Source organism: Pseudomonas sp. P135 (genome assembly GCF_020312125.1).
Lineage (GTDB): Bacteria > Pseudomonadota > Gammaproteobacteria > Pseudomonadales > Pseudomonadaceae > Aquipseudomonas > Aquipseudomonas fragariae.
Map to the genome: position 1 here is coordinate 1 of NZ_JAGPYR010000018.1, position 25973 is coordinate 25973.

The 25973-nt window shown below is 60.3% G+C and carries 21 protein-coding genes; 7 read left to right on the top strand and 14 right to left on the bottom strand.

Translation table 11 applies throughout. The features are described 5' to 3' along the window. Window positions 1-303 precede the first annotated feature (303 nt). From KBY08_RS21620 to KBY08_RS21630, 3 genes are all read right to left on the bottom strand, one after another. A complete protein-coding gene (locus KBY08_RS21620; RefSeq protein ID WP_024640652.1) occupies window positions 304-798 on the bottom strand; it encodes a copper chaperone PCu(A)C in 495 nt (164 codons plus the stop codon). Continuing rightward, on the bottom strand, window positions 792-1397 hold the full coding sequence (locus KBY08_RS21625; protein ID WP_003424002.1) for an SCO family protein: 606 nt from the start codon (window positions 1395-1397) through the stop codon (window positions 792-794). The genes KBY08_RS21620 and KBY08_RS21625 overlap by 7 nt, the downstream gene beginning before the upstream one ends. Window positions 1398-1571: 174 nt before the next feature. Continuing rightward, window positions 1572-2123: a TetR/AcrR family transcriptional regulator gene (locus KBY08_RS21630; RefSeq protein WP_003317850.1), complete on the bottom strand. Its 552-nt coding sequence runs from the start codon at window positions 2121-2123 to the stop codon at window positions 1572-1574. Between the two features lie 177 nt (window positions 2124-2300). Here KBY08_RS21630 and KBY08_RS21635 point away from each other — a divergent pair, with 177 nt between their 5' ends. Beyond that, window positions 2301-3461 carry an efflux RND transporter periplasmic adaptor subunit gene (locus tag KBY08_RS21635; protein ID WP_060400694.1) on the top strand — a complete coding sequence of 387 codons (1161 nt, stop codon included), beginning with the start codon at window positions 2301-2303 and terminating at the stop codon, window positions 3459-3461. Between the two features lie 33 nt (window positions 3462-3494). Next, window positions 3495-6638 (top strand): efflux RND transporter permease subunit, encoded by a 3144-nt coding sequence (locus KBY08_RS21640; RefSeq protein ID WP_096135892.1) that lies wholly within the window; start codon window positions 3495-3497, stop codon window positions 6636-6638. 21 nt (window positions 6639-6659) lie between these two features. On the opposite strand, the gene KBY08_RS21645 is transcribed toward KBY08_RS21640, so the two are convergent. After that, on the bottom strand, window positions 6660-8252 hold the full coding sequence (locus KBY08_RS21645) for a sensor domain-containing diguanylate cyclase (RefSeq protein WP_024641312.1): 1593 nt from the start codon (window positions 8250-8252) through the stop codon (window positions 6660-6662). 320 nt (window positions 8253-8572) lie between these two features. Further along, window positions 8573-9673: a dimethylsulfone monooxygenase SfnG gene (gene sfnG, locus KBY08_RS21650; RefSeq protein ID WP_225651257.1), complete on the bottom strand. Its 1101-nt coding sequence runs from the start codon at window positions 9671-9673 to the stop codon at window positions 8573-8575. 323 nt (window positions 9674-9996) lie between these two features. Here sfnG and KBY08_RS21655 point away from each other — a divergent pair, with 323 nt between their 5' ends. Continuing rightward, window positions 9997-10332 carry a hypothetical protein gene (locus tag KBY08_RS21655; protein WP_003407971.1) on the top strand — a complete coding sequence of 112 codons (336 nt, stop codon included), beginning with the start codon at window positions 9997-9999 and terminating at the stop codon, window positions 10330-10332. A gap of 206 nt (window positions 10333-10538) precedes the next feature. Then, complete coding sequence (locus KBY08_RS21660; RefSeq protein ID WP_011267558.1) at window positions 10539-11576, top strand: LLM class flavin-dependent oxidoreductase; 1038 nt, start codon at window positions 10539-10541, stop codon at window positions 11574-11576. 650 nt (window positions 11577-12226) lie between these two features. Here KBY08_RS21660 and KBY08_RS21665 read toward each other — a convergent pair. The 5 genes from KBY08_RS21665 to glnT form a co-directional block, all read right to left on the bottom strand. After that, window positions 12227-13552, bottom strand: coding sequence for an ammonium transporter (locus KBY08_RS21665; protein ID WP_024660483.1), 1326 nt, complete (start codon window positions 13550-13552; stop codon window positions 12227-12229). A gap of 413 nt (window positions 13553-13965) precedes the next feature. After that, window positions 13966-15306, bottom strand: a complete 1341-nt coding sequence (locus KBY08_RS21670) for an FMN-binding glutamate synthase family protein (RefSeq protein WP_010434814.1) — start codon at window positions 15304-15306, stop codon at window positions 13966-13968. A gap of 15 nt (window positions 15307-15321) precedes the next feature. After that, window positions 15322-16005, bottom strand: a complete 684-nt coding sequence (locus KBY08_RS21675) for a protein glxC (RefSeq protein ID WP_003367221.1) — start codon at window positions 16003-16005, stop codon at window positions 15322-15324. Beyond that, window positions 16002-16922, bottom strand: a complete 921-nt coding sequence (locus KBY08_RS21680) for a class II glutamine amidotransferase (RefSeq protein WP_003408100.1) — start codon at window positions 16920-16922, stop codon at window positions 16002-16004. The genes KBY08_RS21675 and KBY08_RS21680 overlap by 4 nt, the downstream gene beginning before the upstream one ends. 150 nt (window positions 16923-17072) lie before the next feature. Further along, window positions 17073-18407, bottom strand: a complete 1335-nt coding sequence (gene glnT, locus KBY08_RS21685; protein ID WP_060400698.1) for a type III glutamate--ammonia ligase — start codon at window positions 18405-18407, stop codon at window positions 17073-17075. A gap of 289 nt (window positions 18408-18696) precedes the next feature. On the opposite strand from glnT, the gene KBY08_RS21690 reads away from it, so the two are divergent. Beyond that, on the top strand, window positions 18697-19302 hold the full coding sequence (locus tag KBY08_RS21690) for a helix-turn-helix domain-containing protein (RefSeq protein WP_003348330.1): 606 nt from the start codon (window positions 18697-18699) through the stop codon (window positions 19300-19302). A gap of 48 nt (window positions 19303-19350) precedes the next feature. Here KBY08_RS21690 and KBY08_RS21695 read toward each other — a convergent pair whose 3' ends face one another. From KBY08_RS21695 to KBY08_RS21710, 4 genes are all read right to left on the bottom strand, one after another. Beyond that, window positions 19351-20517, bottom strand: a complete 1167-nt coding sequence (locus KBY08_RS21695) for a DUF1624 domain-containing protein (RefSeq protein WP_003408090.1) — start codon at window positions 20515-20517, stop codon at window positions 19351-19353. Between the two features lie 140 nt (window positions 20518-20657). Next, window positions 20658-21218, bottom strand: coding sequence for a carbonate dehydratase (locus KBY08_RS21700; protein WP_003408086.1), 561 nt, complete (start codon window positions 21216-21218; stop codon window positions 20658-20660). An 11-nt stretch (window positions 21219-21229) separates the two neighbouring features. Continuing rightward, entirely contained in the window at window positions 21230-22135 is a 906-nt protein-coding gene (gene folE2, locus KBY08_RS21705) for a GTP cyclohydrolase FolE2 (protein ID WP_003408083.1), read from the bottom strand. A gap of 174 nt (window positions 22136-22309) precedes the next feature. Beyond that, a complete protein-coding gene (locus tag KBY08_RS21710; protein ID WP_003408081.1) occupies window positions 22310-23218 on the bottom strand; it encodes a LysR substrate-binding domain-containing protein in 909 nt (302 codons plus the stop codon). Window positions 23219-23424: 206 nt separating this feature from the next. Between KBY08_RS21710 and KBY08_RS21715 the strand changes: the two genes are divergently transcribed. Together KBY08_RS21715 and KBY08_RS21720 are read left to right on the top strand one after the other, a co-directional pair. Continuing rightward, window positions 23425-24945 carry an ABC transporter substrate-binding protein gene (locus KBY08_RS21715; RefSeq protein ID WP_011267554.1) on the top strand — a complete coding sequence of 507 codons (1521 nt, stop codon included), beginning with the start codon at window positions 23425-23427 and terminating at the stop codon, window positions 24943-24945. Between the two features lie 102 nt (window positions 24946-25047). Further along, window positions 25048-25965 (top strand): ABC transporter permease, encoded by a 918-nt coding sequence (locus tag KBY08_RS21720; RefSeq protein WP_096134882.1) that lies wholly within the window; start codon window positions 25048-25050, stop codon window positions 25963-25965. Window positions 25966-25973: the final 8 nt, after the last annotated feature.

The following is a 25973-nucleotide window of genomic DNA, read 5'->3' on the forward strand; positions in this document are numbered from 1 at the left end:
ATCAAGCTGAAGCTAAACGGCTTGAGCCCCGTAAAATACAGGGCTCAGGCGGCGAGCTAAAACTGTCCAACTTTCGGGGGGCAGTCCACCGGAGCGTGAGGAACGATAGTCGTCAGGCAGATCATATCGTGCCGACGCTCCGCGTGGGCATGCCGTTCTGGACGCTCTGCGTCCTCTCTTGAATGAGCAGCGTGGCACAGAGTTGTAACGCAGAGCGTCACGAGAGGAGTTCTCACGCTGGAGCGTGAGGAACGATAGTCGTCAGGTAGATCACTCGACGCTCCGCGTCCGATTCTGCAAGCCTCAATGGCCGCTGTGATCGCCGTGGCTGCTGTGCTCGTCGCTGGTCAGTGACTTGGCGACTGCGGTGACCTGGATCGATTGCTTCGCGCCCTTGGCGTCTTCCACGGTCAGGGTCAGAGGCACCTGGTCGCCTTCTTTGACCTGGGCGGCCAGGCCCATGAACATCACGTGGTAGCCGTCGGAATCGAGCATCACCGGTTTGCCGGCTGGCAGGTCGACCGAGTTGACGCGCTGCATGCTCATCACATCGCCTTTCATGCTCATCTCATGGATCTGCACGGTTTTCGCAACAGGTGAAGCAACGTCGACCAGCTTGCTGTCGGTGTCCGCAGTGATGCGCATGAACGCGCCCGTGGCTGACTGGCCTGGCACAGTGGCACGCACCCAGGCGTCATCGACGTGTGTTTCGGCCAGGGCCTGAGCGCTCAGGCCCAACAGCGAAAGGGTCAGCAACAGCGGTTTTGCGACGTTACGAATCAGAACGGTCATCAGCATACTTCCATCAAAGTGAGCAGATCTTCGGTGCATTGTTGGGCGGACAGCCTGTGCGACAACCCCAGGCGCAATACACCGCGGGTGTCGTAGACGTAACTGGTGGCAGTGTGCGAGATCGTGTAGGTGTCACCCAGCGGGACCTTCTCGAAGAATACGCCGAACTCCTTGGCCGTTGCCGCCGTTTCTTCAAGCGTGCCGGACAGTGCGACAAAGGTCGGATCGAAGGCCTTCACGTAGGCGTCGATCACTTCGGGCGTGTCGCGCTCCGGGTCCAGGGTAATGAACACCACCTGCAGCGTTTTGCCCTCCTCGCCCATCAGTTTCCTGATCTGCGCAGCCCGCGCCAGCGCCGTGGGGCAGATGGCCGGGCACTGGGTGAAACCGAAGAAGATCATCGGCATGAGGCCGCGAAAGCTGGACAAGGTCTTGACGTTGCCTTGCGAATCCTTGAGCCGGAAGTTGCGGCCGACAATCTCGTTGCTCATGTCCTTGCCGTGCTTGAACGGCAATGCGTTGGAACTGCCGCAGCCGGTCAGCAGGCCAAGGCTCAGCAACGAGAGGCCGGCGACCACCTCGCGGCGTGTCAGATGTTGCGTCATGTCATGCGTCCCCTGAGGATAAGGCGCGTGGATTCAGACAAATTCAAAGGCGGCGAATTTACCACTCAAGGACAATGGGGAATACCGCCAATCCTGTATCAAGGCATGAGCAGACGCGCAAACGTCGCGCTCATGGGCTGCAATAGGTCATGCGACAAAACAGCACAGGCCTGCTTATCGTGCCGCCGCGCCCTGCAGGAAAAACTGGGTCACCAAAGCGCCCATGCCGACGCGTGCCACACGGCCGCGGCGTTCGGCGTCGACCATCCCGGAGAGCAGCGCTGCGAACATTTCGGTAAGGACAGCGGCACCGACGTCGATCCGGAACAAACCTTCACGCTGACCGCGCAGGAAGAACGCATCGAGGGCGTCGGAGTAAGGCAACCAGCGGCGCCCACCGCTGCTTTCATCGAGCGAATCCGGGCGCCACTGGAATACCAGAAAGACCAGCATTTCGCGGTGCATGAGGTGGTTGTCGACCAGCCGCTGAAGCGCTTCCAGCGGCGGAGCATGCTGCAGATCCGCGTCGGCAACCATCTGGTTCATCAGGTCCGAGGCGTGATTGAGCAGCAGTTCCACGAGGTTGGCGCGGGTGCCGCAGAAGCGGTTGAGCGTCGCCTTGCTGACGCCAGCTGCCTGAGCAATATCCTTGAGCGTACCGTTGGAATGGTCGACCAGCGCAACGGCCAGGGCCTTCAGAAATTTGTCGTCAGCAGGTAATTCCATTGGTACGTCTTCAACTCGTCTAAGTGGCAGGCGGCGCATTGTGCAGAAACCTTACCGCGTTCTCAAAGCCTATACACAATTAGTCACTAAAGCCTCATGTGAGTCAATATTGACTCATCGCCTTTCAGAGTGGATCATTCTCGGCTTTAGCATCTGATGGCTGCGGCCGGGTGAACGATGAGTAGTTTCAGCGATTGGCGTGTCATGCCTGCAGTAGCCTTGCTGGCAGCGTTGGGTCTGTCCGGGTGCGAGCAGAAACAGCAGCAGGATCACGCTGCATCGACAGCGCCCAAAGAGGTGGAAGCCATTACCGTCAACACCGAATCGTTCACAGTGGTTGACGAATTGCCCGGCCGTATCGAACCCGTGCGTGTGGCGCAGGTTCGTGCCCGGGTGGCCGGTATCGTGCTGAGCCGCAACTTCGAAGAAGGCGCCGACGTGAAAGCCGGCGCAGTGCTGTTCCAGATCGATCCGGCGCCGTTCAAGGCCGCGCTGTCCAAGGCGCAGGGAGATCTGGCACGGACCCAGGCCACGTTGTTCGAGACTCAGGCTACGGTCAAGCGCTATGAGTCGCTGGTGGAAATTGAAGCGGTGAGTCGTCAGACCTTCGACACGGCCCGCTCCGCGCTGCAAAACGCTGTCGCAGCGAAGCGTTCAGCCGAGGCCGATGTGGAAACAGCCAGGCTGAACCTGGGCTATGCCACCGTCAAGGCGCCGATTTCGGGCCGCATCGGCCGCGCGATGGTCACCGAGGGCGCGCTGGTCGGTCAGGGCGAAACCACCCTGCTGGCCACCATTCAACAACTCGACCCGGTCTACGCCGACTTCACCCAGCCGGCTGCCGAGGCCTTGCAGATGCGCGCTGCAATACAGGAAGGCCGCTTGCCCAAGGGTGGCGAAGACGCGTTGTCGCTGAGTGTCGACGGCACCGACTACAAGAGCACCGGCACCCTGCTGTTTACCGATGTTGCAGTAGACCGGACCACCGGCCAGGTGTCGTTGCGGGCCCGCTTTGCCAATCCCAAGGGCGTGCTGCTGCCCGGTATGTACGTGCGGGTACGCACACCGCAACGCGTCGACAGCAACGCCATTCTTGTTCCGCAACGTGCCGTTCAGCGCTCCGGTGACGGTGCCGCCCGCGTGCTGGTGATTGCCCAGGACGGCACGGTCGAAGCGCGTCCGGTCAAAACCGGGGCGATGCAGGATTCGCGCTGGCAGATCACCGAAGGCCTGAAGGCAGGCGAACAGGTCATTGTCGGCAACATGACCGGGCTCAGCGCCGGTGACAAGGTCGCCCGCAAATCGCCCTCCGCCCAGCCGCAGGCCAAGGCGCAATAAAGCCGCCTTCAGCGCGACCGAGGATCATTGTCCATGTCTCTCTTCTTTATCAAGCGCCCCAACTTCGCCTGGGTACTCGCCCTGTTCATCCTGCTCGCCGGGCTGATGGCGCTGCCGTCCCTGCCCGTGGCGCAGTATCCGGACGTGGCGCCACCGCAGATCACCATCACCGCGACCTACCCCGGCGCATCCGCGAAAGTGCTGGTCGATTCGGTGACCAGCGTTATCGAGGACGAGCTCAACGGTGCCAAGGGGATGCTGTATTACGAGTCGACCAGCAACTCGACCGGCAGCGCGGAAATCAACGTGACGTTCGTGCCGGGCACCAACCCGGACCTGGCTCAGGTCGAGGTGCAGAACCGTATCAAGAAAGCCGAAGCGCGCCTGCCGCAGACGGTCCTCAGCCAGGGCCTGCAGGTCGAACAGGCCAGCTCCGGTTTTCTGTTGATCTACACCCTGAACTACAAGAACGGCGCGGCCAGCAAGGATACTGTCGCGCTGGCCGACTACGCGGCACGCAACGTCAATAACGAAATCAGCCGGGTGAACGGTGTCGGCAGGCTGCAATTCTTCGCCGCCGAAGCCGCGATGCGGGTCTGGATCGATCCGCAGAAGCTGGTGGGCTTCGGCTTGTCCATCGACGACGTGAATGCCGCCATCCGGGCGCAGAACGTGCAGGTTCCGGCAGGCAGTTTCGGCAGCAGCCCGACCTCGTCACTGCAGGAGTTGACCGCCACCCTGGCGGTCAAGGGCACGCTGGACAACCCGGAAGAGTTCGGGCGCATCGTTCTGCGTGCCAACGAAGACGGCTCTGCGGTGCACCTGTCCGATGTGGCGCGTGTGGCGGTCGGCAGCCAGGATTACAGCTTCGAATCACGCCTGAACGGGCAACGCGCCGTCGCCGGTGCCGTGCAACTGTCGCCGGGTGCCAACGCGATCCAGACGGCCAGAGCCGTCGAGCAGCGGCTCACCGAGCTATCGGTCAATTTCCCGGAAGGCGTCGGGTTTTCGATACCGTACGACACCTCGCGCTTCGTCGACGTGGCCATCGACAAGGTGATCTACACCCTCATCGAAGCCATGGTGCTGGTGTTTCTGGTGATGTTCCTGTTTCTGCAAAACATCCGTTACACGCTGATCCCGACCATCGTGGTCCCGGTGTGTCTGGCAGGGACACTGGCGATCATGTACCTGATGGGCTTCTCGGTGAACATGATGACCATGTTCGGCATGGTGCTGGCCATCGGTATTCTGGTCGACGACGCCATTGTGGTGGTGGAGAACGTCGAGCGGATCATGGCTGAAGAAGGCCTCTCTCCCGCCGCCGCCACGGTCAAGGCGATGCAGCAGGTTTCCGGAGCGATTTTCGGCATTACGCTGGTCCTGGCCGCCGTGTTCCTGCCACTGGCGTTCATGGGCGGCTCGGTCGGGGTCATCTACCAGCAGTTCTCGCTGTCGCTGGCCGTGTCGATTCTGTTTTCGGGTTTCCTGGCCCTGACGTTCACCCCGGCGCTGTGTGCCACGCTGCTCAAGCCGATCCCGGCCGGGCACCATGAAAAGCGTGGTTTCTTCGGTGGTTTCAATCGTCTGTTCGGCAAGTTCACCCACCGTTACGAGCGCGTCAGTTCCAGCATGATCAAGCGCGCCGGCCGCTACATGCTGCTGTACGTCGGTATCGTCGGTCTGCTGGGCTTTTTCTACCTGCGCCTGCCGGAGTCCTTTGTACCCGTGGAAGACCAGGGCTATCTGATCATCGACGTGCAACTGCCTCCCGGTGCCACCCGGTCGCGTACCGACCTCACCGCGCAATTGCTCGAGAACTACATGCTGTCCCGCGAAGCCACGGGCGCGGTGACCATGCTGCTGGGGTTCAGCTTCTCGGGCATGGGTGAAAACGCCGGTCTTGCGTTCCCGACCCTGAAGGACTGGTCGGAGCGCGGCAAGGGCCAGTCGGCGGCTGAAGAAGCGGCGGCGTTCAACCAGCATTTTGCCGGGCTTGGCGACGGCACGGTGATGGCGGTAACGCCACCGCCCATCGATGGCCTGGGCACCTCGGGCGGTTTCTCGCTGCGTCTGCAGGACCGCGCAGGCCTGGGCCGTGAAGCCTTGCTGGCGGCACGCGACAAGCTGCTCGGCGAGGCCAACGGCAATCCGAAGATCCTCTACGCGATGATGGAAGGTCTGGCCGAAGCGCCGCAATTGCGCCTGAGCATCGACCGCGAAAAAGCCCGGGCGCTTGGCGTGAGTTTCGAGTCGATCAACAACGCCCTGTCCACCGCCTTCGGATCCTCGGTGATCAGTGACTTTGCCAATGCCGGACGTCAGCAGCGCGTGGTCGTGCAGGCCGAGCAAAGTGCGCGAATGACCCCGGAAAGCGTGCTCAAACTCTACGTGCCCAATAGCAGCGGCACGCTGGTGCCGTTGGGTGCCTTTGTTTCGACGCACTGGGAACAAGGCCCGGTGCAGATCGCCCGCTACAACGGCTACCCCGCGTTCAGGATTTCCGGCGACGCAGCGCCGGGGGTCAGTACCGGCGAGGCCATGGCGGAAATCGAACGGATCGTTTCCAAGCTGCCGCAAGGCATCGGTTACGAATGGACCGGCCTCTCCTATCAGGAAAGAGTCGCCAGCGGCCAGGCCGCCGGACTGTTCGGCCTGGCGCTGCTGGTGGTGTTTCTGCTGCTGGTCGCACTGTATGAGAGCTGGGCGATCCCGCTGGTGGTGATGCTGATCGTACCCGTCGGCGCGTTGGGTTCCGTGCTGGCCGTGACAGCCGTGGGCATGCCCAACGATGTGTATTTCAAAGTCGGCCTGATCACCATCATCGGGCTGGCGGCGAAAAACGCGATTCTCATCGTCGAGTTCGCCAAGGAGCTGTGGGATCAGGGCCATTCACTGCGCGACGCGGCGCTTCAGGCTGCGCGACTGCGCTTTCGGCCGATTGTCATGACCTCGCTGGCCTTCATCCTTGGCGTGGTGCCGCTGACCCTGGCCACCGGTGCGGGGGCGGCGAGCCAGCGCGCCATCGGCACCGGCGTCATCGGCGGCATGCTCAGCGCGACGCTGCTGGGCGTGGTTCTGGTGCCGATATTCTTCGTCTGGGTCCTGTCCGTGCTGCGCCGCAAACCGCATGCGCAACAGGCTACCGAAGACCAGCAGCTGCCTGAGAAGCGCTAGGCCAGAGACGGCCGGCGGGCATCAATCCCGCTGGCCCGACCTTGGCTCCGTGTCGGCTTGCGCGTCCGTAGCGGACTTGACGCGGGTCCAGGCCGGTAACGTACTGGTCGCGATTTCCGACGCCACATTCACCCGGTTGCGCCCCTGCGACTTGGCGGCATACAACGCTCGGTCGGCAAGCTCGATCAGGCCGCGCTGATCCAGTTGGCGATCCGTGCCGACGAATGTCGCAACACCGAGGCTGATCGTCACGATGCCAAACGGGCTGGCGGGATGCTCGATCTGCTCGTCACGGATCGCCCGCAGGATCTTCTCGGCCACCTGGCGAGCGTTCGACTCATCAGTACCGGGCAACACCACCGCAATCTCTTCACCGCCATAACGGGCGGCGACGTCACTGGGACGACGAATGAACTGCTCGACCACTCGGGCCAGCGCAATCAGGCATTCGTCACCGGCCAGGTGACCGTAATGATCGTTATAGCGCTTGAAATGATCGGCATCGATCAGAATCAACGACAGCGGGCTGCGCTCGCGTCTGGCGCGCTTGAATTCGACTTCCAGAAACTGATCGAAACGTCTGCGATTGGCCAGCCCGGTCAGTTTGTCTTCGGAGGCGATCAACTCCAGGTGCTGGTTCAGCTGGATCAGGGCCGCCTGGGAATCGAGCAACTGGTCTTCTGCGCGTATGCGGCTGTGAATATGCCCGATCAGACGAACGCCAAGTCCGATCACCAGTCCGAGCAGCACCAGCATGACCAGAATGGACTGCTTGGTCTGACCCAGCCAGTCGAGCATGGCTTCTTTCTGACCCAGCGCAACCACGGTGACGATCGGGTACACATCACTGCGTTTGAACGCATAAAAACGCGCAACACCGTCAATCCTGGAAACGAACTGGGCGGTACCGGACACTCGCCCGCGTTCCGACTTGAAAATGGGCGTCGATGACAGATCGCGACCGATCTCCTGCTCCAGATGGGGGTAGCGCACCCGTAGTTGCCCGGCGGTCGACGTCAGACTGATGATGCCGGTTCGACCAACCTTTATATCCGAGTAGAACTTCAACAGATGGTCGACACCGATGGTCGCGACCATCAGCCCGGCAAAACTGGCGTCGGGATTATTGATGCGCCTGCTGACTGATATGACCCATTCGCCGGAAGCGCGACTGCGAATCGTCGGGCCGATATAAGGGGTTTTGTCAGGCATCTGCAAGTGGTGCTGAAAGAACTCGCGCTGCCCGCTGTTGATGCCAATGACCTTGGGATTGCTAGAGAAGATGCAGTACCCGTCGGCGTTGTAAAGCGACACGGTATCGATCTGCGGCAGCGCGCCCATTTCACGCGCAATGACCCACCTGAGACGCTCGATCTGTTCAGGCCCGACGCCGTCCTTTTCGACACGCTCCGTCAGGCCGATCAGCATCAGCTCGCTTTGCTTGAAAATACCATCCGTGTAGGTGCTCAGCGCTCCAGCCAGATTGATCGTGCTGGTCTGGATGTTTTCCAGGGTGTTGCGGCGTGCGGTCCATGCTTGCCAGGCCATCAACATCACCACGCAGGCGCACACTACGAAGATCAGCCATGACGCAAGCCGAAGGTCGCGTTTCAAAACTTGCCTCCACAACAGGTGAGAACCAGTGCATCTGGTTTTTCTGAAAACCGGACCTGATTGCTCAGGGGCCATCGACAATCCTTTCGCTATCAACTGCCGCTGTCGGCAAGTGCTCGGCCATACCTGGAAGGCCTGGCATCGATAAAAGCATGCCAGAGAGTGGCATCATAATGCCACGTACAACTGTCTATGGGTTGATCGGGGTTGAACATACGGACACAGGCGCACACTGGATCACAGTGGCGCCTGATTTTATGGCGGGCGGTAAGCGCGACCGGCTTACCGGGGCAAAGCGGGGTTGTCGGTATTGGCCGGGGTCAAGCCGTCTCGGCGACAGGTTTGCGTTGTGCAGCAGCTTCCAGTTCGCGTACCAGAGGCAATACGTGCTGGCCGAAATAGGCGACTTCTTCCTGGAAATGCAGGAACGCTGAAAGCACCAGGTCTACGCCAACGGACTTGAGCGCCACGATACGCTCGGCAATCTGCCGGGGTGTGCCAATCAGGTTGGTCTTGAAGCCATCGTTGTACTGCACCAGATCCTGAAAGGTGGATTTGGCCCAGTTACCCTCGCCTTCCGGACTCGACTGGCCGGCCTGTTTCGCGGCATCGCCAAAGGCGTTGACGGCTTCCGGGTCAGCCTTGTCGACGATTTCGGCCAGCACGGCCCGCGCCTCCTCTTCGGTATCCCTGGCAATGATGAAGGCATTCACGCCGATCTTCACCGAATGCCCGTTCGCGGCTGCCTTGGCTCGAATGTCATCGACCTGCGCCTTGATACCTTCGACAGTATTGCCGTTAGTGAAATACCAGTCTGACACCCGCGCCGCCATGTCACGTGCAGCACGGGAGCTGCCGCCCTGAAAGATCTCCGGGTGAGGACGCTGGATCGGCTTGGGCTTGAGGGTGTAATCGTGGAAGCGATAGAAATCACCCTTGAAGGTGAAGTTGTCGGTGGTCCAGATCCCCTTGAGCGCGCGAATGAACTCCTCGGAGCGCCGATAACGTTCATCATGCTCCAGCCAGGGCTCGCCGATGGCCTGAAACTCGCCCTTGAACCAGCCGCTGACAATATTGACCACCACGCGCCCGGCAGTGAGCTGATCAATGGTCGCCAGTTGCTTGGCGGCAACCGACGGGGTCCATGGCCCGGGCAATATCGCGGCAATGACCTTGAGCTTTTCGGTCGCCGCCAACAGTGCGTGGCTGAAGGCTACGGATTCGTGCTGGAATTCGGCGCCATAGCCGGCGGTAAAGCGGATTTGCGTCAGCGCGTAGTCGAAGCCGGACTGCTCGGCGATCTGCGCCAGCTTGCGGTTGTAGTCGATGGTCCAGCTGGTGCGCTGTTCGATCTTGCTGACGACCAGCCCGCCACTGACGTTCGGGACCCAGTACGCAAATTTTATGGACGATTGGCTCATATCGGTACTCCTCTTGCTGCAAGCTTCCCGAGCGCATTAAGCACAAGGGCCTGCACATCCACAGAGCAGCAACCGTGCCATTGAATAAAATACAGGCAGATCAAGGCGTTGCGACGGCTAAGGTGCGGCGTCAACTGTCCGTGCCATGCCAGGGTGTGGAATTGCTGTTGCCGGAGCAACAGCTTCACGGTTTTTTTGGCATGGCGCAGGGTGTGATTTGTTGAAAACAAGCCGACGAGAGGCAGCTCTCCCGGCTATCCAGAATCGTGTTGCAGTAGTAAATTTTGGATCCAACGAACCCGCATTCATCCGCAGGAGCACTGATGAAATTGCATGCCTGTTTTCTGGCCCTGATGATCCCTGCCCTGTCGGCGCATGCCGAAGGCAAAACCCTATCCATCCCCCATGATCCGACCGGTCATCACGCACTGGTAGAAAAAAGCGGCAGCGCAAAGGAACGCGTGGTGATCACCCGGCGTGAAGGCATGCTTGGGGTGATCTACTCCAAGCGGGTGTATAACTGCGCCAACCATACGGTGAACCTGGTCGGCACCGGTTCCACGCTGGAAATCATGGAGCAGGCTAAGGCCGTGAGTGGCATGGGACCGGTGATTCGCGACTCCACGGCTGACTATATTGAATCCGAAGCCTGCAGTTGAAGCCGACTGATCGAGCCTGCCCCGGCTGAATCCGCAACATCCGAAAGCGCCTCCTTTGAGGCGCTTTTTTCGTTTCTGCCGTTGCATTTTGCAACGAGGAGCAGCGGCGCAAAAAACACTTGCACCGAAAGTATTACGGTATACCATCAGACAACAATAACTCATCACGCCGGTGCAGGCGCCAGGATTTAAGCGAGGTAAGTGTCATGAAGTTTTCGTTGTTCGTGCACATGGAACGCTGGGATGACAGTGTCAGTCATCGCCAGCTTTTCGAGGACCTGACCGAGCTGACGCTGATGGCCGAGCAAGGTGGCTTCAGCACCGTCTGGATCGGCGAACACCACGCGATGGAATACACCATCTCGCCAAGCCCGATGCCGCTGCTGGCCTATCTGGCGGCCAGGACCACGCGTATTCATCTGGGCGCCGGCACCATCATTGCGCCGTTCTGGCATCCATTGCGGGTCGCGGGAGAATGCGCGCTGCTGGATGTGATCAGCAACGGGCGAATGGAAGTCGGCCTGGCACGCGGCGCCTATCAGGTGGAGTTCGACCGCATGGCCGGTGGCATGCCAGCCTCCGAAGGTGGCAAGGCGTTGCGTGAGATGGTCCCGGTGGTACGTGCGCTGTGGCAGGGTGACTACGCTCACGATGGCGACATCTGGAAATTCCCGACCTCGACTTCCGTGCCCAAGCCGATCAGCACGCCACCGATGTGGATCGCTGCACGCGACCCTGACTCGCACAATTTCGCCGTGCAGAACGGCTGTAACGTGATGGTCACCCCATTGATGAAGGGTGATGAAGAAGTTGTCGACCTGAAGAACAAGTTCGAAGCCGCGCTGGCCAACAATCCCGAAGTGCGCCGCCCGCAATTGATGGTATTGCGCCACACGCATGTGCATGCCGCAGATGATCCTGAAGGCTGGAAAGTGGGCGCCACCGCCATCGCGAAGTTCTACCGTACCTTCGACGCCTGGTTCGGCAACAAACAGACGCCGGTCAACGGTTTTCTGGCCCCCAGCCCGGAAGAGAAATTCAAGGAACGTCCGGAGTTCGAGCTGGAGAATATCCGCAAGAACACTATGATCGGCACCCCGGAGGAGATCATTCCGCGCCTTCGTCACTATCAGGAGTTGGGTGTCGACGAGTTCAGCTTCTGGTGCGACAACAGCCTGCCGCATGCCGAGAAGAAAAAGTCGCTTGAGCTGTTCATCAAGCACGTGGTGCCGGTGTTTCGTTGAGTGTTGAGATTGCCTGAGAAGCCCAGGAAAATGCTGCTCAGACCACAATATTGATCCTCCACACGCTCTGCACTCATCGTTATGCGCAAGTCCTGGAGGCTCCAAATAAAAAGCTTCCAGGCTTCTGCCCGAAGGGCGTAGGAGCGAACTTGTTCGCGAAAGCGCGAGTGTAATCGGCAAAAATACGTCGATTGAGAAGCCTTCTTCGCGAACAAGTTCGCTCCTACGGCCTTCGGCCAGAATCAAAAATCACATTGCGACTCTCGTTCCCACGCGTGGTAATGCCTTTCGTGACGCTCTGCGTCACAGAGCGGTTCTGTGATATCAGGTAGGTTGGGGTCCGGCTCAGATCACCTTTTCGCCCCTCGGCGACCTACTTTGATGGGGCCAAAGTAGGCAAACCCCCTCGCTCCGGTTTCCGGCCCGACTTCGTCGGGTTCCTTCGCCCTGTCACTGATCCGGGGGTCGCTGCAACGGGCCATCCATGGCCCGGTGCAGCTAGCCTGGCGTCCTGCCAGGCTACCCCCGGATCAGCGCCAGGACTCAGCCGTCACTAACGTCGCACTCTGCGTCGTCTGTGCCATCGCGATAGAAAAGCGCTTGTATATGCAGCGACCTCGCGCAAGGCATGACATTGGCCGGCAGCCCTCTCAATGGTTGTAGGCCCGTTCGTTGTGCTCGGCCAGGTCCAGGCCCATTTCTTCGACTGACTCGTGAGCGCGCAGGCCGATCAGTGCCTGCACGGCTTTGAGGATGATCCAGCTGACCGCGAAGCAGTAGGCGGTGGTGAACAGCACGCCTTTGATCTGGGCAATCACTTGGGCGCCCATGCTGACATCGGGCACCAGACCGCCCAGTGAGGGCACGCAGAACACGCCGGTCAGTATTGCACCGATCATGCCGCCGATGCCGTGCAGGCCGAAGACGTCGAGGCTGTCGTCATAGCCCAGGCGTTTTTTCAGCACGGTCACGCTCAGGTAGCAGGACACTCCGCACAGCACGCCGATGGCCAGTGCCCCGCCGACTCCGACGTAGGCACACGCCGGGGTGATGCCGACCAGACCCGCCAATGCACCGCTGGCCAGACCCAGCGCGCTGGGTTTGCCGACCTTGAACCACTCGGTGAACATCCAGCCGAGTATCCCGGCGCACGCCCCCACTTGCGTGTTGAGCATGACGATGCCGGACGTGCCGTTCAGGCCACCACCGGAACCGATATTGAAACCGAACCAGCCGACCCAGAGCATCGCTGCGCCGGCCATGGTCAGGCTCAGGTTGTGCGCCGGCATCGGGGTGTTCTGATAACCCTTGCGCTTGCCCAGTACCAGACATGCCGCCAGTGCCGCGACACCGGCATTGATGTGCACCGCGGTGCCGCCAGCGAAGTCCAGCACGCCCCAGTTGTGCATCAAGGCGCCGGCGCCCCCCCAGACCATGTGCGCGACCGGCGCATACACCAGGGTGAACCACAGCGCCATGAACAGCAGCGCCGCAGAGAACTTCATGCGTTCGGCGAAGGCCCCGGCAATCAGCGCCGGGGTGATGATGGCGAAGGTCATCTGGAAGGTTACGAATACCCCTTCAGGGATATCGCCGACCAGGCTGTCGGGGGTCATGCCGGCCAGAAACGCACGACTCAGACCGCCCACGAAACTATTGAAACTCACTTGTCCTTCGACCATGTTGCTGGTGTCCACCACCATGCTGTAGCCATAGATGACCCACAGCACGCCCACGACTCCGGCAATGCCAAAACACTGGGTGAACAGCGAGAGCATGTTCTTGGCCCGTACCAGACCGCCGTAAAACAGTGCCAGCCCCGGAAGGCACATGAACAGCACCAGCACGGCTGCGGTGACCATCCAGGCCGTGCTGCCGGTGTTCAGAACGGGGGCGTCAGCTGCCTGCGCAATCGGGGCAAAGGCGCCGAGCGCGAGTAAGGCTGTAAGGGATTTGCCGTGTAGACGATTGACCATGTTCAAAGCTCCCGCAAATGAATGGAAAGTGTCTGGCAGCAAAGAGGGTTATTCAGAAAGGCGAGGCTCTTTGGCCTCTTGAGGGTTCATCGTCCTGGAGGCTACAAATAAAAGGCTTCCAGGCTTCTGCCCTTCGGCCAGAATCAAAAATCACATTGCGACGCTCGTTCCCACGCTCCGCGTGGTAATGCCTTTCGTGACGCTCTGCGTCACACAGCGGTTCTGTGATGTCAGGTGGATTGGTGTCTGGCTCAGGTCACCTTTTCGCCCCTCGGCGACTCACGTTTAGGGACCAAAGTGAGCAAAATCCCCGCTCCGGTTTCCGGCCCGACTTCATCGGGTTCCTTCGCCCCGTCACTGACGTCGCACTCCGCGTCGTCAGTGCCATCGTGATCGAAAAGCCCGGTATGGCGTCAGTAACCAGAACCAGACCCCGGAATCCACGATGTCCCGGCCAGGGGCACGCGGGCCATGGCTGCTGACTCGACGGTCAGTGCCACCAGATCTTCCGGGTCGAGGTTGTGCAGGTGTGATTTACCGCATGCGCGGGCCATGGTCTGGGCTTCGAGGACGAGTACGCGCAGGTAGTTGGCCAGCCGTCGTCCGCCTTCGACCGGGTCAAGACGTTTGGACAGTTCCGGGTCCTGGGTGGTGATGCCCGCCGGGTCGCGGCCGTTTTGCCAGTCGTCGTAGTAACCCGCTGCCGAGCCGATCTTTCTCAGTTCTTCGTCGAGCCGCGGATGGTTATCGCCGAGTGCTATCAGGGCCGCTGTGCCGATCGCCACTGCGTCGGCACCCAGCGCCATGGCCTTGGCCACGTCGGCGCCGTTGCGGATGCCACCGGAGACGATCAACTGCACCTTGCGATGCATGCCCATTTCCTGCAGCGCCTGCACGGCTTGCGGGATGGCAGGCAGAATCGGGATGCCGACGTGTTCGATGAACACTTCCTGAGTCGCCGCCGTACCGCCCTGCATGCCGTCGAGCACGATCACGTCGGCGCCGGCTTTCACGGCCAGTTTCACGTCGTAGTAGGGACGGCTGGCACCGATCTTCACGTAGATCGGTTTTTCCCAGTCGGTGATCTCGCGAATCTCGGCAATCTTGATCGCCAGATCGTCAGGGCCGGTCCAGTCCGGGTGACGGCAGGCCGAACGCTGATCGACACCGACTGGCAAGGTACGCATGCCAGCCACCCGTTCGGTGACTTTCATGCCCAGCAACATGCCACCGCCGCCCGGCTTGGCGCCCTGCCCCAGCACGATCTCGATCGCGTCAGCCTTGCGCAGGTCGTCCGGGTTCATGCCATAACGCGATGGCAGGTACTGATAGACCAGATGCTGCGACTGGCCACGCTCTTCCGGGGTCATGCCGCCGTCGCCGGTGGTGGTGCTGGTGCCCGCGATGGTTGCGCCACGGCCCAGTGCTTCCTTGGCGTTGGCCGACAACGCGCCGAAGCTCATGCCGGCAATGGTTATCGGGATTTTCAGGTACAACGGCTTCTTGGCAAAACGATTGCCGAGCACCACGTCGGTGCCGCATTTCTCGCGATAGCCTTCCAGCGGGTAGCGCGACACGCTGGCACCGAGCAGCAACAGGTCGTCGAAATGCGGCAGCTTGCGCTTGGTGCCGCCACCGCGAATGTCGTAGATGCCGGTTTCCGCAGCACGCTGGATTTCCTGAATGGTCAGGCGATCGAAGGTGGCCGACTCGCGCAGGACTGGAGCAGGTTTGTGGCTGATAGGGTCGCTCATGGTAATGCTCCTGGATCAGTACGCGGAGGCGTTATCGACTTTGAAGTTGTACAGCTGACGGGCCGAGCCGTAGCGTTTGAAATCCGCTGCCTTCTCGTTGAAGCCCGCGCGATTGAGCAATTCCTGCAGCTCCTGCAGATGCTCTTCACGCATCTCCTTGGCGATGCAGTCGGAGCCCAGTGACTCGACCTTGCCTTTGACGTAGATCCGCGTTTCATACAGCGAGTCGCCCAGCGCATCGCCGGCGTCGCCGCAGACCACCAGCCGACCGGCCTGGCCCATGAAGCAGCTCATGTGGCCGATGCTGCCGCCGACCACGATGTCGATGCCTTTCATGGAAATCCCGCAGCGCGCCCCGGCATCGCCTTCAATCACCAGCAAGCCACCGTGTGCCGTTGCGCCGGCTGCCTGCGAGGCGCTGCCCTTGACCCGCACAGCGCCGGACATCATGTTTTCCGCGCAGCCGACACCGACGTTGCCGTGCACGGTGATCGACGCTTTCTGGTTCATCCCCGCGCAGTAGTAACCCGCGTGGCCCTGGATATCGATGGAGATGGCTTCGTTGACGCCGACCGCCAGGTTGTGCGCGCCATCGGGATGCGTGACCAGCCATTCGCGGTCCTGCAGTTCCTTGACCTGATCGTGCAGGGCCTGATTGAGATCACGCACGGTGGCGCTGGAAAGATCGACGGTTTTCATGGGCGTGCTCCCTCGGCTGGCTCGCGTTCCCAGATGTACATGGTGGCCGGGACCGGTTCCCAGACCCTGGCGTTTTCGATCCCCGGCAGGCTGGACAGCGCCTGATATTCCGAGGCCATGGCGACGTAGTCATCGGTTTCGGCAAGGATCGCCGGTTTGCAGGCGATCGGGTCGCGAATCACCGCAAAGCCATTGCGTGTGCCGATGGCGAAGGTAAAGAAGCCATCGAGGTCTTCAAGCGACTTGTCGAGCGCCTGTTGCAGGCTGTCGCCCTGTTGCAGACGCCAGGCCAGATAACCGGCGGCCACTTCAGTGTCGTTGTCGGTCTCGAAGTGAATGCCTTCGCGGCGCAGGTTCTGGCGCAGACGAAAGTGATTGGACAGCGAGCCGTTGTGCACCAGGCACAGGTCGGAGCCCGTGGAGAACGGGTGACTGCCTTCCATGGTCACGGCGCTTTCGGTGGCCATGCGCGTGTGGCCGATGATGTGACTGCCTTTCATGGACGCCAGACCGAAGCGTTCGGAAATCTCCCGCGGCAGGCCCATGCCCTTGAGGATCTCGATGCTCTGCCCGGCACTCATGATGCGCACGCTCGGTGCCAGTTCCGCCAGCGCAGCGCGCACCGGGGCTTCTTCTGCCTGAATCTTCAAGACCACGGCGCTGGCGTTCTGAAACCAGTCCAGCTGCGCGCTCAACCTGTCTTGCAGCGCCGCAATCAGCGCCGTGAAATCATACTGTTCGCTGGTGGCCTGCAAGGTCAGCTTGACCCAGCCCTGCGCCACTTCATCGCCATAGATGGCGAACCCGGCACTGTCCGGTCCGCGGTCGGTCATGGCTTCGAGCATCGGCTCGAACAACTTGCCGAGTTGCGACTCCAGCGCCGGGTTTTTCAGATACAAACCAACGATTCCGCACATACGCCTCACCTTGTTCGGGAGCGGCAAGCTTTTAGCTGCAAGCTGCAAGCTAAAACCAACCGCATAGACAGAGAAATCAAATACGCCGCAATCCAGCTTCCTCTTGCAGCTTGCCGCTTGAAACTTGCAGCTGCTCTCTGAAGCTTGCCGCTAGAAAAATTCGATATAGCGCTTCACTTCCCAATCGCTCACGTGGCGGCTGTACTCCACCCACTCCATGCGCTTGAGGCGGATGAATTCATCGACAATCTCGCTGCCCAGCACTTCGGCAAACAACGGGTCGGCCTGCAGCGCGTCGCAGGCTTCGTTGAGCGACTGCGGCAGGGTCTTGATGCCCCGTGCGGCAATCTCTTCGAGGCTCAATTTGTAAAGGTTCTCGTTGCAGACGTGATCGATTTCCAGTTGCCGGTCGATACCGTCCAGCCCTGCGGCAATGATTGCGGCGCTGACCAGATACGGATTGCAACCGGCGTCGGGCAGACGAAACTCCAGGCGGCCATAGGGCACGCGCACCATCGCCGAGCGGTTGTTGGCGCCGAAGGCAATAAACGCCGGGGCCCAAGTGGCGCCCGACAGTGAATTGCCGACCACCAGGCGTTTGTAGGAGTTGACCGTGGGTGCCGCAAAGGCGCACAGCGCAGGCCCGTGAGCCAGCAGGCCCGCAGCGAAGTGATAGGCCAGCGTCGACAACCCCATGCCGCTCGGATCGCTGGCATCGTGGAACAGGTTCTTGTTACTGACACTGGCGATCGACAAGTGAAAGTGCATGCCATTGCCGGCCCGTTTGGGATCGGGCTTGGGCATGAACGAGCAGATCATGCCCATGTCATTGGCGATCTCTCCGGCGGCCATGCGGAAGAAGGTGAAACGGTCAGCCGATTCCATGGCGTCACTGTAGGTGTAATTGATCTCGAACTGGCCGTTGGCGTCTTCATGATCGATCTGATAGATGTCGAAACCCACCGGCTGCAATGCTTCGGTCAGGCGCTCGAGAAACTCGCGAGAGCGCGACAGCCCCTTGTAGTCGTAGCAAGGCTTGTCGAGGTTATCGCTGGCATCGACCATCTGCAGGCTGCCGGTGACGTCGCGCTTGAACAGGCTGAACTCGGGCTCCAGGCCGGTATTGAGGGTCCAGCCACGCTGGCTGAGGCGTTCGACCTGCTGCTGCAGCACATAGCGGCTGTCATAGGGCCAGGGTTTGCCATCCACATGGCCGATGCACACCACCCGTCCATAGCCCGGCTGCCATGGCACCGGTGTCAGCGACGACAGGTCGCCCCTGGCCATGAAGTCCGGCCCATGAGGCTCCATGCCCATGCCGCAAATCGCGAAACCGGCAAAGCCGGCACCGTCCTCTGCAACCATTTCCAGACCTGTCACAGGAACCGATTTGGTCTTGGCCGAACCATGAATGTCGACGAACTGAGCCAGTACGTACTTGATGCCGTGCTGTTCGATCAGACGCTGTGTTTCGGGTGGCAACATGGGACGTGTCTCCTGGCAAAAGCAAAACGTTTCAGGGAAGGACCGCTGTTCACTGCCTTTCTGGATATATTCCGAGTAGGAAAGTTACTTTCTCTTTAGGAATGCAAGGCGCTTGCCAGTTTGGTATGCCAATCGAACGAAGCCACTCAGGAGGGGTAATTCGGCTGTTTATATGGGAAACTCGTTTTCCCTCTGGGAATAATCTGCAACCCGGCCACACCACGGCCGCATCGAAATGCACATTCCCAGTGCGAAATAAAATTTATTGAACGGAAACCGTGCAAAGCCGATGAATATGCCGACCGAACCGCATCCGAAGTTGAAGCTCGAGCAGTACCTGGGCATTCAGATCAAGCGTCAGCGCCAGGCTCAGGAACTGAAGCTCGCCGACGTGGCGCGCATCGCCGGTATCAGCCAGGGCATGCTGAGCAAGATCGAGAACGCGCAGGTCTCGACCAGCCTCGACAACCTCAGCCGCCTGTGCGACGTGCTGGGCATGCCCATGTCCAAACTGTTCAGCCAGTACGACCAGCAAGGCAGCAGCGCCCTGCTGGTCAAGGCCGATGAAGGACTCGAAGTGGTGAGGCGCGGCACCGAGAAAGGCCACACCTATCACCTGCTCAACCATACCCGTGGGCCGAAGAAGAGTTTCGAGGCGTACATGGTGACGATGGACGATGCCAGCGAAGAGTTTCCGACCTTTTCACACCCCGGCACGGAGTTTCTGCACCTGCTGGAAGGCGAACTGATCTACCGCCACGGCAACCAGCTGTATCCGATGCAGGCCGGTGACAGCCTGACCTTCGACGGCGACATCCCCCATGGCCCCGAGCAACTGGTGCAGGTGCCGATCAAACTGCTGTCGATCATGAATTACGGGGCGCACGGAGACTGACGCCAGGCGAGAAGCGGTACGCCAGCAGGCGCACCGCTGTTGCGGGGACTAGAAGTACTTCAGCCAGCTGATATCCCGACGCCGGGCCTTGAGCGCGGCGAACCAGCGCACCGCCGGGAACAGCAGAACAGCCAGTACCACCGAGGTCAGCCAGACGCCCCACATGTGGTCAAAGCCGAAGTATTTGCCCTGATTCGCGCCCCAGATGGCCAGAGCGATCAGGTACAGAATCTTCAGCACGTACAGGTGCAGCAGGTAGAAAAACATCGGTGCTGAACCGAGTACTACCAACGGCCGCAACCAGCTTTTCTCCTGACTGCGCTCGAACCCGATCAGGATCAGCATGCCGATCCCCAGCGTCAGGCTGATGAACAGCAACGATGGCGGGTATTTGGTGATGTTGAAAAAGCTCATGACGGTTTGCAGGCCGGTCTCGCCAACACTCCACGGCTTTTCGCCGTAGCCGTTGATCATGCGCAGAATCACGAAACCCGCCAGCGCACCCAGGCCCCAGGTCCAGAGTTTCGCCTGACGCGTTGCGGCATCGAAACCGGAGACAAACCATGGCCCGGCAGCGTAGCCCAGCGCAATGATTCCGATCCACGGCAAAAGCGGGTATGAGGTACGGAAACGCAGGTTGTCCGACACCTCGATCCAGCCGCGATCATGCAGAATCGCCCATGGGATGTGCATGGCCGACTCGACGCCGAAATGCAGCGTGTCCAGCAGGTTGTGTCCGGCAATGATCACCACACCGATGACCACCAGCGCCCAGCGCGGCAGGAACACCATTAGCGACAGCGCCACCATGCTCAGGCCGATGGCCCAGATCACTTGCAGGTAGATGACGGTTGGCGGGAACTCGAAGGTCCAGGCGAAGCTCACCAGGGTGAATTCCAGCGCGATCAGAAACAGCCCGCGCTTGAGCAGGAACGCCGACACGTCGCTTCTGCCCTGGTATTTCTCGCCGTAGAGGTACGCGGAAAGCCCGGTAAGCAGCACGAACAATGGCGCACACAAATGCGCCAGCGTGCGGCTGAAGAACAGCTCAGGCTCGGTGGCCGTGATGTCCATAGGGTCCAGCACCTGACGGTGCAGAAAGAAGGTTTCCCGCACATGGTCCAGCAACATGAAAAGAATAATCAGCCCGCGCAGAGCATCGATTGAGCGAAGCCGGGATGCCGGCGCTCGAGGGGGGTGAACAGCTGTTGTCATGAAAAGTCCAAGGTCCGTGATGGGGGGCTAATGGCTTGTAGCTGCAAGCTGCAAGTGGAAAGCTTCAAGCTTCAAGCTTCAAGCTTTTAGCCTCTAGCTTGCAGCTTATAACTTGCCGCTTGCAGCTGGCGCGCAGCGCTTCAAAACTCGTTCTGAAGCGCCTTGTAGCCGCGTACCAGATCAATGTTGGTGCGCGCCACATCTTCGGAAAATTCCGAAGCCGAAATGCTCACCGGCGGAAATTGCGAAAGGTCAGTGCCCGACCCGATCCGGGTGGTGGACGGCACATAGAAGTGCTCCGGCAAATCGCGACCGTCGACCACCGAATTGTGCCTGACCACGCTGCCCTTGCCGACCTGGCAATTGAACAGCACGCTATTGAAACCGATGAACACGCGATCTCCGACTATGCAAGGTCCGTGCACGATAGAGCGGTGGGCAATCGAGGTGAACTCGCCGATGGTGACTGCAGCACCTGATTTCGAATGGATCACCACGCCATCCTGGATGTTGGAATTGGCACCGATGACGATCGGTTCCATGTCCCCGGTGGCATCGACTTCGTCGGCGCGGATCACGGCGTAGGGGCCGACAAACACGTTGTCCTTGATGATCACCTTGCCGCAGATGATCGCGGTTTTATCGATGTAGGCGGACTCGGCAATGACCGGCAGATGGCCGGAAGGATTTTTACGGATCACGGAATGAAACCTCAGGACAGGTAGTTGGAAGTCTGGGCGGCTGCATCGTGCGGATGCAGGCTTTCAAAGTGACGGACACTGACGCTAGAAGCTGCATAGCGGCCTTCGAGTGCTTGCTGGACCTTGCGTGCGGCGTCTTCGACGTACATCAGGTTCTGGCCGTTGAGCCGCGCAAAGGCCTGTTCGTCGGCACGCTTGACGGCGGTTTGCACCGGGGTGCCCAGCGCCTGCTCTACCAGGTCGATCAGCGTCATCAAGCCCAGTTCGGCCGCCTGCTCTGCCACCCGTACCTGCACCGTCGCAACGCTGCGCTGGCTGTGCGGCGTGGCGAACGATGCGTTCTCGCGCAGCCAGGTCGCGACCTGCATCGGATCGACAAACGACTGCCTGCCGAAGCGCGCCGCAAATGCCTCTTCCAGCAATTGGCGAGACAGTGCGGCCGAGCACGGGCAGGTGGACGAGTAGGTGATATCCACCGAACTGTCGAGGCACAGCCGACCGGCATGCCAGGTGGCATCGAGCTTCACGGGGTAGGATTTCCAGCCGCTGAGCCCTTCGGTAATCAACGCCGGTCGACGGCACAGCAGATTGAAGCTCAGCGTCAGTCGGGCGTGACTGGAATGGCAGTCGAGGTGACTCTCGACCATGGCTTCCAGCAAGGCAGCCAGCGTATCGGGGCTGACGATCTGGCGCTCGGCATAGCCGTCGAGCAGCCGATAGAGTCGCGACATATGGATACCCTTGACGCTCGGGTCGGCCAGATCGACCTGCAGATCGACGTGCGCGTGTACAGGATGACGAATGCTCGCTTCGGCCAGTCTGATCGGCACTTCCACACCTTGCATGCCGACCCAGTCGAGTGACACCAGCGCCGGGGAAATTTCCGTCAGGGCAACATCCGGGAGAGGTTTGTTCATGTGCGTCGTTCGTCTCGTTGGCGAACTTCACCACGCGGGCGAAGCCTGAAGTTGGCGGTTCACAGCAGTACAGTGCAAAACCATAAATTCGTTACACTATAACATTAAGCTCGCCAACTTCATCAACCAAAGGTTACTCACTCCACACAGCGCTCCCGCACTACCGCCTGCGGTTCAAGTCTTTGCCAGCTCCTCGATCAGAAAATCGCGAAAGGCCGCGACTGCCGCCGGCAGGTTGCGCCCGGCCATGCTTTGCAACTCGATACGCCGTGCCTTCATGCCATCGTCACTGATCGGCAGCGATTTGAGCTGTTTTTCATGGGCGCGTTTGTCCAGCGTCATCTCGCTGGACAGGCTGATCCCGCCCTCCTCCCGAACAAACCGCAACAAGGCGCCGATGTAATTGCTGGTCAGCACCGGATCGAACAGCAGACCTTGCACACCGCAACAGATATCAAACAACTGGCGCAAGGTCGTGTCGGTATTGGTCAGGGCGATGGCATAAGGTTGCAATTCGGCCAGCGTGACCTCCTTGCGTGCGGCCAGCGGATGGTTATGACTGACCACTGCGCAGATCGCGCCGCTGTGGATGTGCTCGACCTTGATTTCGTTCTGCGGCGTCAGGCTGAAGGTCAGGCACAGGTCTGCATCACCCGAGCGCACCCGTTCGGTGGCCTGCGCCGGGGCACAGACCTCCATCGAGAAATGGATGCCCTGATACTGTCGCCGAAAGCGCGCAATGCACTGCGGCAGAAAGTCCAGGGCAAAGCCCTCCGAGCAGGCGATGCGCACATGCCCACGCTGCAAGCCCTGCAACTCGGTGATCTCCAGCACCACCTGCTCGGCCTCAAGCTGTGATTTGCGCGCATAGGCCGCCAGGCGGACGCCCGCCTCGCTGAGCATCATGCCGCGCGCCTGACGCTCGAAAAGCACCGCATCCAGTTCCCGCTCCAGTTTGCTGATCTGTCGACTGACCGCCGAAGACGCGACATTGAGGCGGATCGAGGCTTCGCTGATCGATCCGCACCGCGCCACTTCGAGGAAGTAGCGCAAGGCCGTGGACTGTACGCCGTAGAGTTGCATCGATGCTCCTGCGTTGCCTTTTCAGCAATGAAAGGTTCGAAATATTGTGCTTGTGGCATTGATACGCTTTGCCTAGAGTCGTGTCGAGGCGCAATTCATCAAAACAACCCAATCAAAAGAACACTGCGGCCTTGTTGCTTCTTCCTTCTCGCATTTGCGACCCACTGCCCTTTGATACATCCACTTTGCCTTTTGGAGACGACGGCATGGGAATCAAGGGTTTCGCTCGCAGCATCGCGCTATTGAGCCTGTTCAGCAGTTTCTCCGTCCTGGCCGGCAAGGCTGACGACACACTGGTCTACGCCTCCGACAGCGAACCGGAAAACATCAGCCCCTATCACAACGACTTGCGCGAAGGCGTGATCCTCGGTCGCCTGATCTGGGACAACCTGGTCTATCGCAACCCGGACAATGGCGAGTACCAACCGATGCTCGCCACCAGCTGGAAACAGGTCGACGATACGACCATCGACTTCCAGCTGCGCCAGGGCGTGAAGTTTCACAACGGCGACCCGTTCACTGCAGATGACGTGGTGTTCACCCTCAATTATGTGGTGTCTCCCGAGTCCAAGGTGGTCACCGTCCAAAACGTCGACTGGATCAAGAGCGCCGAAAAACTGGGCGATTACAGTGTTCGTCTGCACCTGAAAAAGCCCTTCCCGCCTGCGCTGGAATACCTCTCCAACGCCGTACCGATGTTTCCGAAAAAATATTTCGAAGAAGTCGGGCTGGCAGGCTTCAGCCGTAAACCGATCGGCACCGGGCCTTACAAGGTGACGGCCATCGCCACCGGCGAAGGCGTGAAAATGGACAAGAACCCGGACTACTTCAAGGACAGCCCGCAAGGTCAGCCAAAGATCGGGCACATCAACTTTCGGGTGATCGCCGATGCCGAAACGCGTCTGGCCGAGCTGATGACCGGTGGCGTCGACTGGACCTGGCGGGTGGCGCCGGATCAGGCGGAAAACCTCAAGGCCATGCCCAATCTGGTGGTCACCAGCGGTGCGACCATGCGCATCGGCTTTCTGATTCTCGACGCGCGCGGCACCTCCAGCGCCGATTCGCCGATGAAGCACCTGAAAGTACGTCAGGCGATCAACTACGCGATCAATCGGGACGGGCTGGCTTCGCAACTGGTCGGCGGCGAAAGCAAGCCGTTGCAAGTCGCCTGCTACCCTGGCCAGTTCGGTTGTGACACCACCGCCGCCACGGTCTACAACTACGACCCGGCAAAGGCCAAGGCGCTGCTCGCCGAAGCCGGCTACCCGAACGGCTTTGAAACCGAAATCTTCGCTTACCGCGACCGCGACTACGTTGAAGCCATCATCGGCAACCTGCGCGCCGTGGGCATCAACGCCAAGCTGCGCTACCTGAAATACGCCGCCCTGCGTGATCAGCAGCGCGGCGGCAAGGTACCGATGTCGTTCCAGGCCTGGGGATCGTTCTCGATCCTCGACACCTCGGCGTCGGCCGGCACCTGGTTCAAGGGCAACCCCGACGACAACATCAAGGACCCGCAAGTCCAGGGCTGGCTGCAGACCGCCGATAACGCGCTGGACCCGCAGGTGCGCAAGGATAACTACCGCAAGGCGTTGCAGCGCATCAGCGAGCAGGCCTACTGGGCGCCGCTGTTCAACTACTCGATGAACTACGCCTACGTCTCGGACCTGAACTTCAAGCCTTACCCGGACGAGCTGCCGCGCTTCGTACTGTCGAGCTGGAAATAAGCACTTGCCCAAGCCAGTCGGCCAGCCTGGCTGTAAGGCGCATGCCGCGCCTTGCAGAAGGGTCCGCCACCCCGTCATTCCCTGAACACAAGGTCACTTGCCATGTTCGGATTTCTCTTGCGCCGCCTGGGTATTGCCCTGTGCGTAGCGATTACCGTGTCGGTGATCAGCTTTTCCCTGCTGCACCTGTCCGGCGATCTGGCCACTGCCATAGGCGGGCCGGAAGCCAGCAGCGAGCAGATCGAACAGATCCGCGTGCAGTACGGCCTCAACAAGCCGTTGGTTACGCAGTATTTCGAATGGCTGGCCGACGTGGTGCGTTTTGATCTGGGCGACTCGTTCTTCTTTCAGGAGTCGGTCTACAACCTGATCGCCTCACGGCTGTCGATCACCCTCGGGCTGGGTGCGATGGCCCTGAGTATTGCGCTGCTGATCGCCATTCCGCTGGGCGTGCTGGCCGCGGTGAAACGTGACACGTGGATTGATCGCCTGGCACTGAGCATCGCAGTACTGGGTCAGGCCATGCCGAGTTTCTGGTTCGCACTGATGCTGATCGTGGTGTTTTCGGTCACCCTGAAATGGCTGCCGGTATCCGGCAATTCGACCTGGGCGCACTTCGTGATGCCGGCCATCGCCCTCGGTTATTACGCCACGCCGGCGATCATGCGCCTGACCCGTGCGGGCATGCTCGACGTGCTCAACTCCGATTACATCCGCACCGCACGAGCCAAGGGCCTGCGCCCTGCCACCGTGCTGTTCAAGCATGCGCTGCGCAACGCGCTGATTCCGGTGGTGGCCCTCGCCGCCGTGGAATTCGGTTTCATGCTCGGCGGTTCGGTGGTCATCGAGACGGTTTTCTCGCTGCAGGGCATTGGCCAGCTGGCCTGGGACGCGATTGCCCGTGACGACTTCCCGGTGGTGCAGGCGGTCGTGCTGTTGATCGCGGTGATCTACATCGTCCTCACCCTGCTGGCCGACGTGCTCAACGCACTGCTCGACCCGCGCATCCGCGTGAAATAGGAGGCCCC